The 14,959-nt window shown below is 43.0% G+C and carries 13 protein-coding genes, 1 tRNA gene and 1 pseudogene; 5 read left to right on the top strand and 10 right to left on the bottom strand.

All coding sequences use genetic code 11. The features are described from left to right. The first annotated feature begins 53 nt into the window (after positions 1-53). Positions 54-536 carry a gluconokinase gene (locus ABJL82_RS09430; RefSeq protein WP_347274476.1) on the top strand — a complete coding sequence of 161 codons (483 nt, stop codon included), beginning with the start codon at positions 54-56 and terminating at the stop codon, positions 534-536. Positions 537-541: 5 nt separating this feature from the next. Here the strand turns inward: ABJL82_RS09430 and ABJL82_RS09425 are convergent, their stop codons facing one another. The 10 genes and pseudogenes from ABJL82_RS09425 to ABJL82_RS09380 form a co-directional block, all read right to left on the bottom strand. Continuing rightward, entirely contained in the window at positions 542-916 is a 375-nt protein-coding gene (locus ABJL82_RS09425) for a hypothetical protein (RefSeq protein WP_347274475.1), read from the bottom strand. Positions 917-1,116: 200 nt separating this feature from the next. Continuing rightward, a pseudogene (locus ABJL82_RS09420) lies at positions 1,117-1,892 on the bottom strand (transposase); the annotation flags it as partial. A gap of 278 nt (positions 1,893-2,170) precedes the next feature. Next, positions 2,171-2,386: a hypothetical protein gene (locus tag ABJL82_RS09415; protein ID WP_347274474.1), complete on the bottom strand. Its 216-nt coding sequence runs from the start codon at positions 2,384-2,386 to the stop codon at positions 2,171-2,173. A gap of 2 nt (positions 2,387-2,388) precedes the next feature. Further along, on the bottom strand, positions 2,389-2,667 hold the full coding sequence (locus ABJL82_RS09410; protein ID WP_347274473.1) for a hypothetical protein: 279 nt from the start codon (positions 2,665-2,667) through the stop codon (positions 2,389-2,391). A 934-nt stretch (positions 2,668-3,601) separates the two neighbouring features. Next, a complete protein-coding gene (locus ABJL82_RS09405; RefSeq protein ID WP_347274472.1) occupies positions 3,602-4,081 on the bottom strand; it encodes a DUF3782 domain-containing protein in 480 nt (159 codons plus the stop codon). Positions 4,082-4,137: 56 nt separating this feature from the next. Beyond that, the gene (locus ABJL82_RS09400) at positions 4,138-4,809 is read right to left on the bottom strand and encodes a methylenetetrahydrofolate reductase C-terminal domain-containing protein (protein WP_347274471.1); all 672 of its coding nucleotides are present in this window, start codon (positions 4,807-4,809) and stop codon (positions 4,138-4,140) included. Positions 4,810-4,847: 38 nt separating this feature from the next. Further along, positions 4,848-6,950 (bottom strand): FAD-dependent oxidoreductase, encoded by a 2,103-nt coding sequence (locus ABJL82_RS09395; protein ID WP_347274470.1) that lies wholly within the window; start codon positions 6,948-6,950, stop codon positions 4,848-4,850. Continuing rightward, positions 6,951-7,364 (bottom strand): secondary thiamine-phosphate synthase enzyme YjbQ, encoded by a 414-nt coding sequence (locus ABJL82_RS09390; protein WP_347274469.1) that lies wholly within the window; start codon positions 7,362-7,364, stop codon positions 6,951-6,953. It lies immediately after the preceding gene. 139 nt (positions 7,365-7,503) lie between these two features. After that, entirely contained in the window at positions 7,504-9,111 is a 1,608-nt protein-coding gene (nadB, locus tag ABJL82_RS09385) for an L-aspartate oxidase (protein ID WP_347274468.1), read from the bottom strand. Between the two features lie 104 nt (positions 9,112-9,215). Next, a tRNA-Arg gene (locus ABJL82_RS09380) sits at positions 9,216-9,289 on the bottom strand. Positions 9,290-9,682: 393 nt separating this feature from the next. Here ABJL82_RS09380 and ABJL82_RS09375 point away from each other — a divergent pair. Genes ABJL82_RS09375 through ABJL82_RS09360 form a run of 4 tightly spaced genes read left to right on the top strand, consistent with a single transcriptional unit; the run spans position 9,683 to position 14,953 of the window. Beyond that, positions 9,683-10,789, top strand: coding sequence for a DegT/DnrJ/EryC1/StrS family aminotransferase (locus ABJL82_RS09375; protein WP_347274467.1), 1,107 nt, complete (start codon positions 9,683-9,685; stop codon positions 10,787-10,789). A 9-nt stretch (positions 10,790-10,798) separates the two neighbouring features. Then, positions 10,799-13,648 carry an LPS assembly protein LptD gene (gene lptD / locus ABJL82_RS09370; protein WP_347274466.1) on the top strand — a complete coding sequence of 950 codons (2,850 nt, stop codon included), beginning with the start codon at positions 10,799-10,801 and terminating at the stop codon, positions 13,646-13,648. A gap of 16 nt (positions 13,649-13,664) precedes the next feature. Beyond that, positions 13,665-14,165, top strand: coding sequence for a pantetheine-phosphate adenylyltransferase (coaD, locus tag ABJL82_RS09365; RefSeq protein WP_347274465.1), 501 nt, complete (start codon positions 13,665-13,667; stop codon positions 14,163-14,165). Continuing rightward, positions 14,162-14,953, top strand: coding sequence for a TIGR00282 family metallophosphoesterase (locus tag ABJL82_RS09360; protein WP_347274464.1), 792 nt, complete (start codon positions 14,162-14,164; stop codon positions 14,951-14,953). Before coaD ends, ABJL82_RS09360 begins: the two co-directional genes overlap by 4 nt. The last annotated feature ends 6 nt before the right edge of the window (positions 14,954-14,959 follow it).

Genomic DNA, 14,959 nt, shown 5'->3' with positions numbered 1-14,959 from the left:
ACACCCTCTGGCATTCGGTTACTATTATTTTTTACTACAGACGAAACGGATACATGATTATTATTTTAATGGGTGTGTCTGGTTGTGGTAAGACAACAATCGGGCGCCTTCTTGCCGATGATCTTGGATGGCCATTTTACGACGGCGATGATTATCATCCTCCTTCAAATATTGAAAATCTTAAAAAGGGAACTGCCTTAACAGACGCAGAAAGAATGCCATGGTTAGAGGTCTTGCAAAAAATAATTGAAAAAACAATAGCAAAGAAAGAGCATGCCGTTATTGCCTGTTCTGCCCTCAAGCAATCATATCGCAGGTTTTTGGCAGATAAGCAAGAAACGGTCCGGTTTGTATATTTAAAAGGGGAACGGGAACTAATAAGTCAGAGGTTAAATAGGCGGAAGGGGCATTTTTTGAACGAAAACCTTCTTTTAAGCCAGTTTGAAACATTGGAAGAACCGGAAGACGCCTTCGTTGTCGACATTATTCAATCTCCGGAAGCAATTGTTACCAGAATAAAAAAAGAGTTTTTGTAATTCTTTTAGTGTTTTTTGATCTCATCTATATTCTTATGCTCCTTTTGGATTTTTCTGCAGATTTCTTCAAATTTTTCTCTATCTTCATCTGATATTTTTATTATCTGCCAAACAACCCTCATATGCTCCGGAGTACACTTCGGAAAGTATACTTCATTCCAGCGAAAGACATTTACCCGGAGGAGCTTACACCATAAAATTTTTATTTGCATGTTATCAAACTGGAGAGGGAATATAACAGTGATGTGGGTGCTGTTTAGCAAGTCGTTGTAAGATTTTGTGCAGGTTATATCGCAGAGTATCCCTTCGAGGCTCATATTGATTACGTCTGCATCAATGGTGTCATTATTAATGTGGATTATGGCCTTGGCGTCCGGCATGCTTATCCTGTCGAGCGTACGCCATTGACATGGGTCGCAAACCGTATTAATTTTTTCCCTTAATTCTATTGGTGTAAAGGGAGATATAAGATAATGCTAAATATCATTTTCTTTTAAATGCCTGATATTTTCTTTCGAACCTGTGGAAGTCATAATAATAAAGGGCGTATCTTTGTTCATTTCCTCCTTTTTTGTATCTATTCATGTGGGAAAAAGTACGTCCACAAACTATTGGATGCACTGTGCAACCAATACCTGTCTCCATTCTTGTTGATGCCCGTTTCATCCACATGCATCACCGCTGATTTTGCAAGTTCTTCCCTGGCTCTCACATCGAAGGGTTCCAAAGACTCGTAGGCTTCCCTGTTAAGGTTGTAAATAGAACCTTCACTCACCGGTATCCCAATCTGCCCTTCAAAATACTCCTGTATCCTCTTGTAGGGTATCAATTGATACTGCGCGACATATAGACTGCATGCGCTTTCAAATCCGGACCATACTGCACCGCCTTTGCTACCCCTTCCGGAAATGACGCTACAATCCGATTCCCTTTCGCATCCTCAACTACCTCTGCACGATACTCCGTTACTACACGCGAAATCTTTATATCAAACACCTGGCGTGCTTCGTAACCTACCACCTTGTATTTGCTGCGCGGATACTTCCTCCGGTCTACTTTTATTACTTCCACCTCATCAGGATTGTCTACCTTTTTGAGCGTTACTCCATCACGGCCCTTTTGCCCGCCTGCCTTCCTTTCACCCTTCGCCTTGCTTTCTCTCTTGCGATTCAGATCTCTTGAGGGCGGCTTGCGGCTGTTGCGGCTGTTCCGGTTCAGACGTCTTGCCAGCAGTGTTATCAACAATACCAACAACTCTATCATTGACCTCACCGCCGGCGACAGCCCTTTCTCTTCAGAAAGTAGCTTCTCTACTTTCCGGAGTGTTGCGTCTACGTCTATATTCTCTATCGTCAATGGATGATACCTGTATAATTAGCCTGAAATTATCTACTACATCTATTATACCTCAGGTTTTTTCACCCTTTTCTTTCGCTCTATAACACACCACAAAGGCTCGAAATTCTATCACTGAACAGACCTCGCGCCTCTCTTTGCAAAGACTTACTATGGACTGCGGTGACCGCATCTGCAACCCTATATATCGCTAACCATACTTGCTGCCTGCTTTTCTCATATTATCTGTCAAGTAAATTCTAAATTATTTTCGCTGAATAGATACGAATTTTTTCGAATTAATCAAGATGGGTAACCCCATATTCACATTTCCGAGAAGTGGTTAAAAAACCGCCTTTTCTTTCAGAGAATTCCAAATTCCATCCTTTTTGGCGGAACAAATCTTTTACTTCACTCTCAATTAAATCTAAATAATCTTTCCCTGCTACTTCAGCTTCTTGAGCAAGTTCTCTTTGTGCCCTATATTTCTCTTCAAGTAAATCATTTGTGTACATTTTTATTTCTCCGTAAATAATTCCAAAGGAGTAATAATTTCTGGAGTAAATAAATCAAGTGTGGCATTTATTATTCTAATGTGTTGTTTTTTGTTCGCATTAGCCAGGTGATTGCAATTCCATGTTAAAAGAAAATCTATTTTGTAAAAAGAAGCATATGCCAAATGAACCGCATCTCCCTGGACATCCTTGGGCATAAGAGAATGTTCAATATAATATTTAACGATTTCTACTATTTCTGGTAATGGTTCCAGCCGTGCAATTGTTTTAATGAATTCCAATATTTATTCTTTGTTTGGATAATTGCCACGACTCAATTCTGCTCTGCGCGAATTATAATGAATCAACAAATCTATAATCCAAGGCTATATCTTGCGGCATTTTCAATCTTTCTCATTATTTCATCTGAAACCTGGTTCGAAAATAAGACTACAAAAAATAGCTACTACAGATAAATGGATTTTATGCTGCTGAATAATAAATTAAAGTTTGTTTTAAGCGGCTTTCAATAGGGATAACCAGTGCATCGTCCTCGATTTTGAAGTCGCGCCTGTTGTTTTTTGCCGGGTCCAGGGATTTGATAAAGGACGGCCCACCAAAGAGAAACCTTAGGTGATCTGTTTGAATGTATTATCTTCTTTTTGGTAACACTTTAGTTTTTTGAAAAAGTAGGGGCGAAGCATTTGCTGTAAATTGTCATAAATGCATTCATACTCAAACGGGCAAATGCTTCGCCCCTACAGTATTTTGAAAAATTCCAACAATGTAGTGCGACGAACCTCGTCGCACTACAAATGACTATTTCCAGTTTCAAAATACTAAAGTGTTACGAATATTGAATATTGAATATTGAATATTGAATATTAATTTTCAGTAACAGTTCACCCACCCCTTAATCCCCTCCCAAGAGGGGACTTCTTGTATTCCCCTCTTGAGAGGGGTGTACACTTTTCAAATACTGGGACAATCCAGAAGAGGTGAACTGTTACAATTTTCAAAAAGGTGCCTAACGGAGCTTTGCGCGGTGTTTTTTCAAAAATCTAAAGTGTTACGAAAATTTCGACTCTGACGTTGCTGTCAGGAGGAAACTCCTGGCAACACGGGAAAAATATTGGTTCCTACCACACTTTTGGCTCAAATCCTTTATCGTTTAATATCACTGCAACCTCTCCGCTTTCACCAATGACGAATAATCCGTTTTTGTATGCATATTTATCAGCATCTTCCTCCATTACTATCCCCCCCTACTACGCCAACTACCTTCCTTCCGATGTATTCCGGGAAAAAGGTCTTGAATTTCCCGAGTCTCTCTATATGTTCTTTTACATCCTCTATCTTTAACGTGCTTTTCGCCTCTATCAACACCGCATATTCACCATTTATCGCAAGGATATCCACTTCCATTTCGTCACCATTTCTATGTGTCTTTACCCTCTGGAATACCTTGTCTACTTCTATTCCCCGTTCTTTAAACAGCCTTTCGGTTGCAGGCGCTATGAGTCCCTCTACAAACCTGCTCCGTTTTCCAGTGAGTGCATACACTGCCTTGTTGGTGTTTTCTGATGTTTTACGGGTCTCTTCAACCGACTTGCTCAATTTGTCAATTTCCTTGTCTGTATCCTTAAACCGCCCATCTGTCTCTTTAAACAACTTCCATATTTCCTGAATACTTTTTTCCATTTCCTGAGTAGTCATTTTTCCGCGCTCCTCATAGGACTTGCTGATAACGATTCGCAATATTACACATTCAATTATTTCATAACCAGGTGTTCCAGCACCATTTTTCTGGGATGATTTTCTGCGCCGGTACGCCAGTCTTTTGGAGGGACAATGTTTTCCATTGTTGACAATAATTGTTGTGCATCAAGCCGGTCATATATCTGATTCCAAACGCATGGTGTTTCTTCCGAAACCTCGCAATTCCCATTTTGTGAGCCGCCGCACGGCCCGTTTAGCAGACTTTTTGCACACCGGCTTACCGGGCAAAGCCCGCCGGTGGTACTAATAATACAATTACCACAGCCGGCGCATCGTTCCCAGAAAACACCCTGCTCCGTAGGCGCTCCCATAAATGTTGTATTTAATCCGGGAAATACCTTTGCGTTTGGAAACCGTTCCGCCATATATTGCACGCCTATACCACAGGCAATGGATAAAACAGCGTCGCAGTCTTCAACCACATTTTTTGTTTCTTCTATAAATTCCCATTCACACTGCCGAAGTACCGAACCCTCTACCACCTCAACGGGTTTCCCTTTTAACTTTGAGGCAAGCCGGATTTTTGCGGCAAGTTCCGTTACCTGTTTTTCGCCGCCGGTGTGGCAGATGGTAACGCATGAACCACACCCGACAACGTATACCTTTTTACATCCCGAAAGCATTTGTTCTATTTCGTTAAACGGTTTTGCATCAGCGACAATCATTTTTATACACCTTTATGTAAAGAAGTTTTTTTTTCAGTTTACGCACTTTTTACTAAGTTGATTTGTTCAATATCTTTTACCATTTGGACGGCAATATCCACAAACGCATTGTCTGTCTGCGATGAAACAAAATGTGTCTGGAATATCCTTGCGTCCATCCCTATTTCGCTTAAAAATCCTGACACATATGCCGAGCGTTTTTTTATCCATTCGTATTCTGCGCAAAAATGGCATTCGTCTTCCTTGCATGCCGTTATTAAGACGCCGTCGGCGCCCCATTCAAGCGCATTGAGATATAAGGAGGGTTCCACCTTTCCAAGCCCCAATACGCCAATGCGTTTCACGTGTTTTTCTATGACAGCATTGCTCTTGCCCTCAACACTGCCAACGACTGGCGAACCGTATTGGCAGTAGAAATTGACGATTAATGGTCTTGTCTTTTGAACCGGGGCGTCCTGAAAAAGGGCCTTCAATCTCTCTCTGCCGCTATCTTCCAGCGGCGTTTTAAAGCGTATGGCCTTTGCGGGACACTCCACAATACACAAACCGCAGGACTGGCAATCTCCGCCGATGTAAGCCGTTATTTCACCATTTCTGAATTCCGGCACATCAAAAGGGCACACCCTTACGCAGGTAATGCAGCCAACACATAAATGCTCATCCACATACGCACCGGCCCCGCAATTCATACATCGCTGGGCTTCCCTGACGGCAACTTCGGGAGAAAATCCCAATTCCACCTCATCAAATGAATGTAATCTCTTTGAGAGCGACAGCATGGGCATATCCTGCTTCTGTTCTTTTTTCACGAGAGGGACTCTTGCGTCCGCCAGCTTGGGAACCTCCGGTTTATCTGCCCATTTTTCATCACTTCGTTTTTCGTTTCTCAGCGCATTATGAATGGAGATTGCCGCTTTTTTCCCTTGAGCAAGGCCTTCGGTGAGGGTGCCTCTTCCGAGTACAATGTCTCCTCCTGCATAAATACCCGGCATCGAAGTCTCAAAGGTATTTGGGTCAACAACGATTGTCGCCCCTCGTGAAACCTCAATCTCTTCCTGGTTTTTCAGGAAAGAGAGGTTAGACGTCTGGCCTATTGCCAGGATAATGGTATCGGCTTCTATGACAGATTCCGAACCCTCGTAAAAAGCAGGATGAAAACGTTTTTGTTCATCAAAAACATATTTTACCCTGAGGGTTTCAAGTCCTGTCGCCCTTCCGTGTTCTCCCAGAATGCGTTTTGGCCCCACGGAATTGTACAATATAACACCTTCGTGAACGGCTTCCTCAATCTCAAAATCGGTGGTAGGCATTTCTTTGCGTGATTCAAGGCATGCGACCGACACCTTTTCCGTTTTAAGCCGCAAGGCGGTTCTGGCGCAATCCATTGCAACGGCTCCGCCGCCGATCACCAGCACGTTTTTCCCTATTTTAGCGGTTCCTGTTGCATTGACCTCGCGCAGGAAAGATATGCCTTTCAACACGCCGTCATACTCCGCCCCCTCTATTGGTAAATTGCGGCTGTCAAGCAATCCAACGCCTATAAAAATAGCGGCATATCCTTCTTTTTTCAGGCTGTCAAAGGTAACATCCTTCCCTAAAGTGGTGTTGTATTTTATTTCGACCCCCAGTTGCCGTATGAATTCAACATCTTTGTCAATGGCATTCCTTGGCAGACGATATTTGGGAACGCCCATGCGCAGCATGCCTCCCGGATGCGGGTTTGATTCAAATATCGTGCAGGAGTATCCCATAAGCGCCAGGTCATTTGCTGCGGCAAGCCCTGCAGGCCCCGCTCCAATTATTGCGATCCTTTCGGGATATGTTTGCTCCGGCCTGGCGTAAATATTTTCGGAATAATTATCGCTGAGGAAGCGCTTGAGCCATGCAATTGCTATCGGCTTGTCCGTGCTGTTCCTTCTGCACTTTGTTTCACAGGGATGGGTACATATGCGACCGCACGATGCGGGAAGCGTATTTCTCTCTCTGACAAGCCGGTACGCTTCCTTAAAAAGGCCCCGGGCGATAAGCTGTACATAATCACGCGCATCCTGCCGGATAGGGCATGCCATAACGCACGGAGCTTCTTCACCGGTGCAGGTATTCTGTTTTGTCTGTATGTTATTCATTGTCATTGCAAACATTTATTCTCCCATTATTTTAATAACCAGTCTTTTGTTACGTTGTCCGTCAAACTCTGCGTAAAATATTTGCTGCCAGGGCCCCATATCCAATGTTCCTTTTGTTACAGGCACTATCACCTGATGGCCTACAAGGATGTTCTTTAGATGCGCGTCCCCATTGGATTCACCGGTTTTGTGGTGGAAATAATCAGGCCCTTCAGGTGCCAGTTTTTGCAGCCATTCTTCAATATCCCGATGCAGCCCTGATTCTGCATCGTTTATAAAAACTCCCGCAGTAATATGCATGGCGGAAACCAGCGCCATGCCTTCCTTTATACCGCTGCCGATGAGTATCCTTTCTACCTCTTTCGTAATATTAATCAATTCCCGGTGTTTCTTCGTATTAAAAGTAAGGTATTCCGTTGAAAATTTCATTTTTACCCCGTTTGTTTTCAAAATTGTTGTAAAGATGCATTTGTTTAGCATTTCAAATCATTTTGTCATTAGAATTTGTTTCGGATTTCGTGTTTTGGATTTCGGATTTCACAATTAACAGAGGGGGGGCAAAATGTTGCTATTTCTTCAAAATCAGGTGTTTTTTCCAGTGAATATCGTCGGTTTGCGGATAATCGGTACGGTGATGAACGCCGCGTGATTCCATGCGTTTGTATGCCGATGACACAATAAGACTTGCAACAAGCAACATGTTCTGTAATTCCCAGCCTTCCGGGCTTGAAAATTCCTTATCCATTACATATTTACACCACATGTCTATCATTTCTTCCGCCTGAAGCAGGCGCTTTTCATTGCGTTCAATTCCCACATTCCTCCACATAAGACTTTTAAGGGAATTCCCAATGTCTTCAAGGTCAAGCCAGCTTATTTTGGAGGCTCCCGGCTTTTCATTCATTGATAATGGAGTGAGATTTGTCTTAACGCTTTGCGCCGATTTGCAGGCTTCTATCCCGGCAATGTTTCCCATTACCAGCCCTTCCAGCAGGGAGTTGCTTCCCAAACGGTTAGCGCCATGCATGCCCGTACACGCCGCCTCTCCGCATGCATAGAGGTGCTTTACTGTGGTCATTGAAAAACGATTTACCTTTATTCCACCGATCATGTAATGAGCGCTTGGGCGTACCGGAATCAGGTCTTTTGAGATATCAATGCCGAAAGATTCACAAATTTCTTTAATTTTCGGGAATCGTGTAAAAAGTCTTTTCCTGGGGATATGGCGAATGTCCAGATATACATGTGTATTGCCTGTTTCCCGCATTTCTTTCAAAATGCTTTGGCTTACTACATCCCTGGGCGCAAGCTCGGCTTTTTCATGGTATTTTGGCATAAACCGGTCGCCGTTCTTATTTAGCAGTATGCCGCCTTCCCCCCTTACCGTCTCGGTAATAAGAAAACGCACCGCACCGGCTATATATAATGTAGTGGGGTGAAACTGGACAAACTCCATGTCCTGAAGGGCAGCGCCGGCGCGATATGCCATTGCCAGCCCATCCCCGGTGGCGACGCCGGGGTTGGTCGTTTCCCGGTAAACCTGGCCACATCCCCCCGATGCTAAAATGGTCTGTTTTGCCCATATTAACGTGGTTCCCTTTTTAGGGTGCCACGCCGCTATGCCATGGCAGACATTGTCGTCTGTAATAAGGTCAATTGCGTATGTATATTCGAATACCTTGATGTTTTTGTTTTTCTTTATACGGCGTATGAGAGTGTTCTCCACCTCTCTTCCCGTTGAATCGCCAAGGGCGCGTATTATTCGGGGAAAACCATGTCCACCTTCCTGCGTAAAGATTAAATGGTCGTTTTCCTTGTCGAATTCCGCTCCCCATTCGATCATTTCCTGTACCCGCTTCGGGCCTTCGGAAATAATCTTGCTAACAATCGCGGAGTTGCACAGACCCTGCCCTGCAATCAAGGTATCTTTTTTGTGTTTTGAGATATTATCTCCAGGAGACAATACCACGGCAACGCCGCCTTGCGCATAGGTGGTATTATTCTCGTCGATTTTATCTTTTGTAATAATGAGTACGGAGCTATGATTTGACGCCTGGATGGCGGCGCTTAGGCCGGCGACACCGCTCCCTATAACAAGTATATCGGTAAAGATGTGAGAAAGCGTGCGGGTGTCGAAAGAAATGAGGTATCGTTTTGGAACTATACGTTTTTTCATAGGGATAAGGATATAAAATATTTTTAAACCGGTATGAACAAAGGGAGCTTACCCCTCATCATAATTACTGCAAAGATCAACGTGGAAACATGTTAGGAGTTAAATGCCCCCAGCAGGATTCAAACCTGCAACCTTTGGCTCCGGAGGCCAACGCTCTATTCAATTGAGCTATAGGGGCGTGGAAAATCTGATTTGCAATGTAATTTTACAAAAAATGGTTAATTTAAATCAAGGTTAATGTTTTTAATACGTATTCGTCATTGGTCATTGGTCATTAGTCATTAGTCATTCGTCATTCGTCTTTCGTCTCTCGTCTCTCGTCTCTCGTCATTGGTCAACTGCCGACCGTAGATTGTAGATTGCCAACTTCAGACGGGACAATTAAATATTTTGCCAAAAAATGCAAAGAAATTACCGATAAGGCACTAATTAATGCGGTTACCCATCGCATTCTTTTTTAATTGACAAAGATAGTTTCGTTGGTTTATAATCCGTTTTAAATGATTTAAATATAATAAGTTAGCATTGTTAAGGTTTTTGGATTTATCTGATAACGGCGGAAATTTTATCTATGAAAATACCCTCTCAGGATTTAAAGCGGCAGTATAAAAGTATTCAAAATGAAATAGACGCTGTTGTTTTAGAGGTGTTGGCACAACAGTCTTTTATTCTCGGACCCTACGTTGAGTCGTTCGAGAATAGTATGGCAAATTATTGCAGCGCTAAATACGCTATCGGGGTTTCTTCCGGTACGGATGCATTATTGTTGGCATTAATGGCATGTGGCATTAAGAGTGGCGACGAGGTTATTACAACGCCATTTACTTTTTTTGCGACGGCAGGCTCGATTGCACGATTAGGGGCGTTTCCCGTGTTTGTCGATATCGATCCGGCAACGTACAACATAGACGTAAGCAAGATCGCCTCTGCGGTAAGTAGCAAAACGAAGGCGCTTCTTCCCGTTCACCTGTTCGGGCAATGCGCCGAAATGGATGCGATTCTTGAAATGGCGCAAACGAAAGGATTATATGTTATTGAGGATGCTGCGCAGGCAATAGGCGCTTTTTATAAGGGTAAGCAAGCGGGAACGATGGGCGATACAGGCTGTTTTTCGTTTTATCCGTCGAAAAACCTGGGCGCTTACGGAGATGGAGGTCTTGTAACGGCGAATGACGATGAGATGGGGGCTTTGATTAAAGCATTGCGCGTACATGGGTCGAATACGAGATACTACCATGAATATGTTGGAATCAACGGCCGGCTGGACGCCCTTCAGGCGGCCATCCTGCATACAAAGCTGAAGCATTTAAATGAATGGTCGGAAAAGCGCAGGACAGTTGCCGCCTATTATGATGAACACTTAAGTGGAATGCCTGTAAGACTTCCCGAAATTATGAACGGCAATACACACATTTATCATCAGTATGTGATAGCTACGCCAAAACGCGACCTTTTGAAAAAACATCTTTCAGTACAGGGCATAGAAACGGTTATTTATTATCCGGTACCCCTTCATTTGCAAAAATGCTTTGCGTACTTAGGATATAAACCCGGCGACTTGCCGGTATCTGAAAAAGCCGCAAACGAAGTTTTAGCCCTACCTGTTTTCCCTGAAATTACCCGGGAAGAACAAGATTTTGTTATTGAGCAAATAAAGGATTTTTTCACCCGTAAATAGCATTTTTTTATGAAAATAACACGCCTCCTTTTTACTCTCGCCTTGTTTTTATCATTAAGCGCTCCGGCCTTTGCAGACAGCCTGCTTTCCGGCGGCAACCTTGCGCACAAACCCTTTTCTCTTTCTGCCAAACGTATAAGTACCTGGAAAAAAGAAGGAACCAGGGTCTTTATTGCTGAAAAGAATGCCGGTGTTTCGCAGGGGCCTTTTTATATCGTTGCGGACAATGTGGTTTGCTGGTTTCACGAAGAGGAATCGATGCAGTATGAAGACGCAATTATTGAGGTGTATTGCGAAGGCGACGTAACGGTGTTTCATGGAGAAAATTATGAAAAATTTGAGCAGGTATACTTAAAATTTGTCACCTTGACAGGGATTGAGGTGAATCCGGATATATTGCCAATAGTGTTCTTTGAAGAGGAACAACCAATGCCTTTTTTCCTCAGGGGAGAAGATATTCGGTCAAGGGGAGAAGAAGAGTTTCTGTCCATGGAAACCCCTGATACGATAAAAACTAAAGATCAAAGGGAAAAGGAGGAGTTGATTGATATTATTGCGGATCAAATCGATTCATGGGAGGAGGGTGACAGGCGCATTGTTGTTGCCCTTGGGAATGTAAAAATCAAAAAAGAGGACATGACTGTTGACGCGGATAGTATTATCTTGTGGTTTGATAAAAGCGCCTTGCCGGATGTGACACAACAATCCATGGCATTGCCTCTTAGCGAACTCTATGCAGAAGGCAACGTTACCATGCGCCGTGAAAATGATTTTCTCATTGCCGATCGTATCTTTGAACAAATGGCAGAAGACAGGGGGATTATTGTAGACGGCAAGATCAAGACAACTATTCAATCAGGCCGGGAGGAGGATGTTTCCGGCCAGGATATCGCTTTCCGTTCCAAAAAAGACAAATTTGAAGGACTAAAAGACTTGCCCGCTCATGTCACTGCGGAAGAAATACATCATGTAGGAAAAGGACGCTATGAGATCGAAAACGGCCAGATAACTACGTGCGGTTATGGGCATCCGCATTATCATTTCAAAGGGAAAAAAATCCGGTTAATTCAGACCGAAGGACATAATATTGTCTCTTCAAAATATAACTCTTTTTATCTCGACCGATATCCTGTGGCATATTTTCCTTACCTATCACTTGATATTCAAAAGAAGGAGAAGCTTTTAAAAGACTGGGAGTTTGGAAGCTCTTCCCGATTTGGCACATTTATTCGTACAGATTGGGACCTCTATGTTGCTACCGGGGGAAAACAAAAAGAGTGGAGCGACCTTATATTTAAATTGGACTACTTACAGGAACGCGGTATTGGTACAGGGTTTGACTTTGGTTACCGGGGGCAGGATTTGTTTGGGTCAGTTGAAACATATTATCTGAATGACCAGGGAGAGCATGATATTAATCGCATACCTGTGGACGAAGAAGACCGCGGGAGCATATTATGGCGGCACCGGCAAGAGCTGCCGTACGATGTGCGCATGGATATGGAATATTCTTATCTGAGCGACCCAAGATTTCTAAGGGAATATTTACCACATGAATTCAAGACGGAAAAAGACCGCGAAACGGTATTTTATCTCCGAAGAACGGAGGATAACAGGGCGGCGACGTTTCTCGTAAATCAACAATTCAACGGATTTGACACAACGGTAGATTCTTTAAGGGAAAAAAATTATGCGGAACGGCTTCCTGAGGTAAAATACCAGATCATTAGCGAGCCTCTTTTGGACAACCGGATGTTGTTTTCATCAGAAAGCTCAATAACGTATTTTAACAACACTGTTGAACAATCGGCTGATTTCCGGAAATTTCATCCTACCCTTGAAGGTTTTGATTCGGGAACGGTAAATGAAGCTACCGAAACCCGGCCGGTGGCAAGAATTGATAGTGTTGCCCGTGTAAGTTTTCCGTTTAAGCCATGGATTTTTAATATTAATCCATTTGTCGAGGGGAGGGCTACCGGGTATTCTGAAAGCATAGACACTTCAAACGGGGTGGCGGAAGAACACGGGGATGTGACAGGCCGCTTTATTCCTACATTTGGACTTGACTGGAGTTCTACGCACTGGAGGACATATAGCGTATACAATGATTTTTTCAAGATTAATCGTTTACGTCATATATTTATCCCGGAGCTGCGTTATATTTACAGCCCTTTTGTTACTCGCGACCCGTCCGAATTGTATCAATATGATGAAATCGACGCACTGGATTCCTCTCAGATATTGGTTATGGGCGTGAAAAACAAATTACAAACAAAACGGGGGAAACCGGGACGTGAAAAAACGGTGGATTTTATTGATTTTAACCTGGATTATTATATGTTTCCCACAAATTCCGGTATTTACACGGAGGGGATCAACGGGATTATTGTAAGAAAAGATAATTTTATTAATCTGGATTTCCGCTGCCAATTAAACGATATCGTTGCTCTTATTTCCGAAAGGAACGAATTTAATACCGAAGAGTTTCAGTTTGACGTCCTTTCTTATGGCGCGGAAGTAGTCAATCCCCCTGACTGGCAGTTTTTTGCAGGACATAGGTTTATCAGAGATATCAGTTCCACGATAATGCTGGCGGCAAATTACCAGATTAATGAAAAATGGAGTATTATGGGGAAGGAAAAATACGATCTGAAAACCTCGCTAGCCAATGATGATGACGGTGAGGGGAGGCGCGAGGAACGGAAAAATTTAAAAACAAGTCTTATGTTGTCCCGTTATTTTCATGACTGGGTAGGAAGCATTACCCTTGAATTAGACCCCATTAGAAATGATAATTCTTACCGCTTTGATATTACCCCCAAGGGCCTTCAGGAAACTACGAGACGTTTTTGGTTTTAATACACAGGCATAATTTATGAGAAAAGCAGTTTATCCGGGAATGTTTGACCCCGTTACAAATGGACATCTTGATGTTATCAGGCGGGGAAGTGTTATTTTTAGCGGGCTAATTGTCTCTGTTGGATGTAATCCGTTAAAACAAGCGTTGTTTTCTGTAGAAGAAAGAATGGAGATGATTAGGCACAATGTTAAGGATTTTAAAAATGTTGAAGTAGATTGCTTTGAAGGTATGCTGGTGGATCATCTGGCAAAAAGAGGAACAAATATTATATTGCGCGGCATACGCACGGCGTCTGATTTTGAATATGAATTGAACCGGGCATTAACAAACAGGGTATTCGATAAAAATGCAGAAACAGTATTTGTAATGGCAAGTGAACAATATTTATTTCTAAACTCCGCCCTAATTAAAGAAACGGCCAGTCTGGGCGGCAACGTAAGCAAATTTGTCCCTCCGGACGTTGAAAGAGGTTTAATGCAAAAATTTAAACGCTTACAAAGAAAGAATACGACATGAAGGTTAACGTCCTTATTTTAGGCGATATTGTGGGTAGTCCGGGACGCACGATAATAAAAAACAAACTGAAATCTTTTATGGAGAAGGAAGAGATACATTTCTGTATTGCAAACGGAGAAAATGCGGCGGCGGGAGCGGGCATTACAGATCAAATCACAAAAGAATTATTTTCTTACGGCGTGGATGTCATCACTATGGGCGACCATGTTTGGGATAAAAAGGAAAAGGTTCACGTCCTGGAAATACATAAAAATATTATACGGCCGCTTAATTATTCTCCGTATGCCATTGGAAAGGGCTTTGTGGTTGTAACGTCAAAGCTGGGACATCCCATTGGAGTGATTAACCTGCTGGGCAGGGTGTTCATGAAACCCATAGATTGTCCTTTCAGGGGAGTGGAGAAAATTTTGGGGGTGCTTTCTAATGAAACGCCGATGATTTTTGTTGATATGCATGCGGAAGCGACCTCCGAAAAAATAGCAATGGGCTTGTTCCTGGACGGCAAAGTCAGTGCAGTTGTCGGCACCCATACACACGTAATGACTGCTGATGAAAAGATATTGCCAAAGGGAACTGCTTATATAACCGATATAGGCATGACGGGTCCTCATGAATCCATATTGGGCAGAAAATCCGATTGCGTGCTAAAGGCGATTATGACGCAAATGCCCACGCGGTTTGAAGTGGCAGAGAATGATGTGCGTATAAATGGTGTAAAGATTGTTGTGGATAGCCAAACCGGAAGGGCTGAAAACATAACTAGAATCGAAGTGAAAGAAGCAAGTTGAGCAGCG

Source organism: Candidatus Kuenenia sp. (assembly GCF_039794105.1).
Taxonomy (GTDB): domain Bacteria; phylum Planctomycetota; class Brocadiia; order Brocadiales; family Brocadiaceae; genus Kuenenia.
The sequence above is the reverse complement of the archived record's forward strand: the minus strand, read 5'-3'. Positions and strand labels throughout refer to the sequence as shown.

Excerpts from the sequence above, each read along its gene's own strand:
- ABJL82_RS09390 (WP_347274469.1), bottom strand. The coding sequence starts at position 7,364 with ATGAAATTTTCAACGGAATACCTTACTTTTAATACGAAGAAACACCGG.
- coaD (WP_347274465.1), top strand. The coding sequence starts at position 13,665 with ATGAGAAAAGCAGTTTATCCGGGAATGTTTGACCCCGTTACAAATGGA.
- ABJL82_RS09415 (WP_347274474.1), bottom strand. The coding sequence starts at position 2,386 with ATGTACACAAATGATTTACTTGAAGAGAAATATAGGGCACAAAGAGAA.
- ABJL82_RS09430 (WP_347274476.1), top strand. The coding sequence starts at position 54 with ATGATTATTATTTTAATGGGTGTGTCTGGTTGTGGTAAGACAACAATC.
- ABJL82_RS09425 (WP_347274475.1), bottom strand. The coding sequence starts at position 916 with ATGCCGGACGCCAAGGCCATAATCCACATTAATAATGACACCATTGAT.
- lptD (WP_347274466.1), top strand. The coding sequence starts at position 10,799 with ATGAAAATAACACGCCTCCTTTTTACTCTCGCCTTGTTTTTATCATTA.
- ABJL82_RS09375 (WP_347274467.1), top strand. The coding sequence starts at position 9,683 with ATGAAAATACCCTCTCAGGATTTAAAGCGGCAGTATAAAAGTATTCAA.
- ABJL82_RS09400 (WP_347274471.1), bottom strand. The coding sequence starts at position 4,809 with ATGATTGTCGCTGATGCAAAACCGTTTAACGAAATAGAACAAATGCTT.
- ABJL82_RS09395 (WP_347274470.1), bottom strand. The coding sequence starts at position 6,950 with ATGTTTGCAATGACAATGAATAACATACAGACAAAACAGAATACCTGC.
- ABJL82_RS09360 (WP_347274464.1), top strand. The coding sequence starts at position 14,162 with ATGAAGGTTAACGTCCTTATTTTAGGCGATATTGTGGGTAGTCCGGGA.
- nadB (WP_347274468.1), bottom strand. The coding sequence starts at position 9,111 with ATGAAAAAACGTATAGTTCCAAAACGATACCTCATTTCTTTCGACACC.
- ABJL82_RS09405 (WP_347274472.1), bottom strand. The coding sequence starts at position 4,081 with ATGACTACTCAGGAAATGGAAAAAAGTATTCAGGAAATATGGAAGTTG.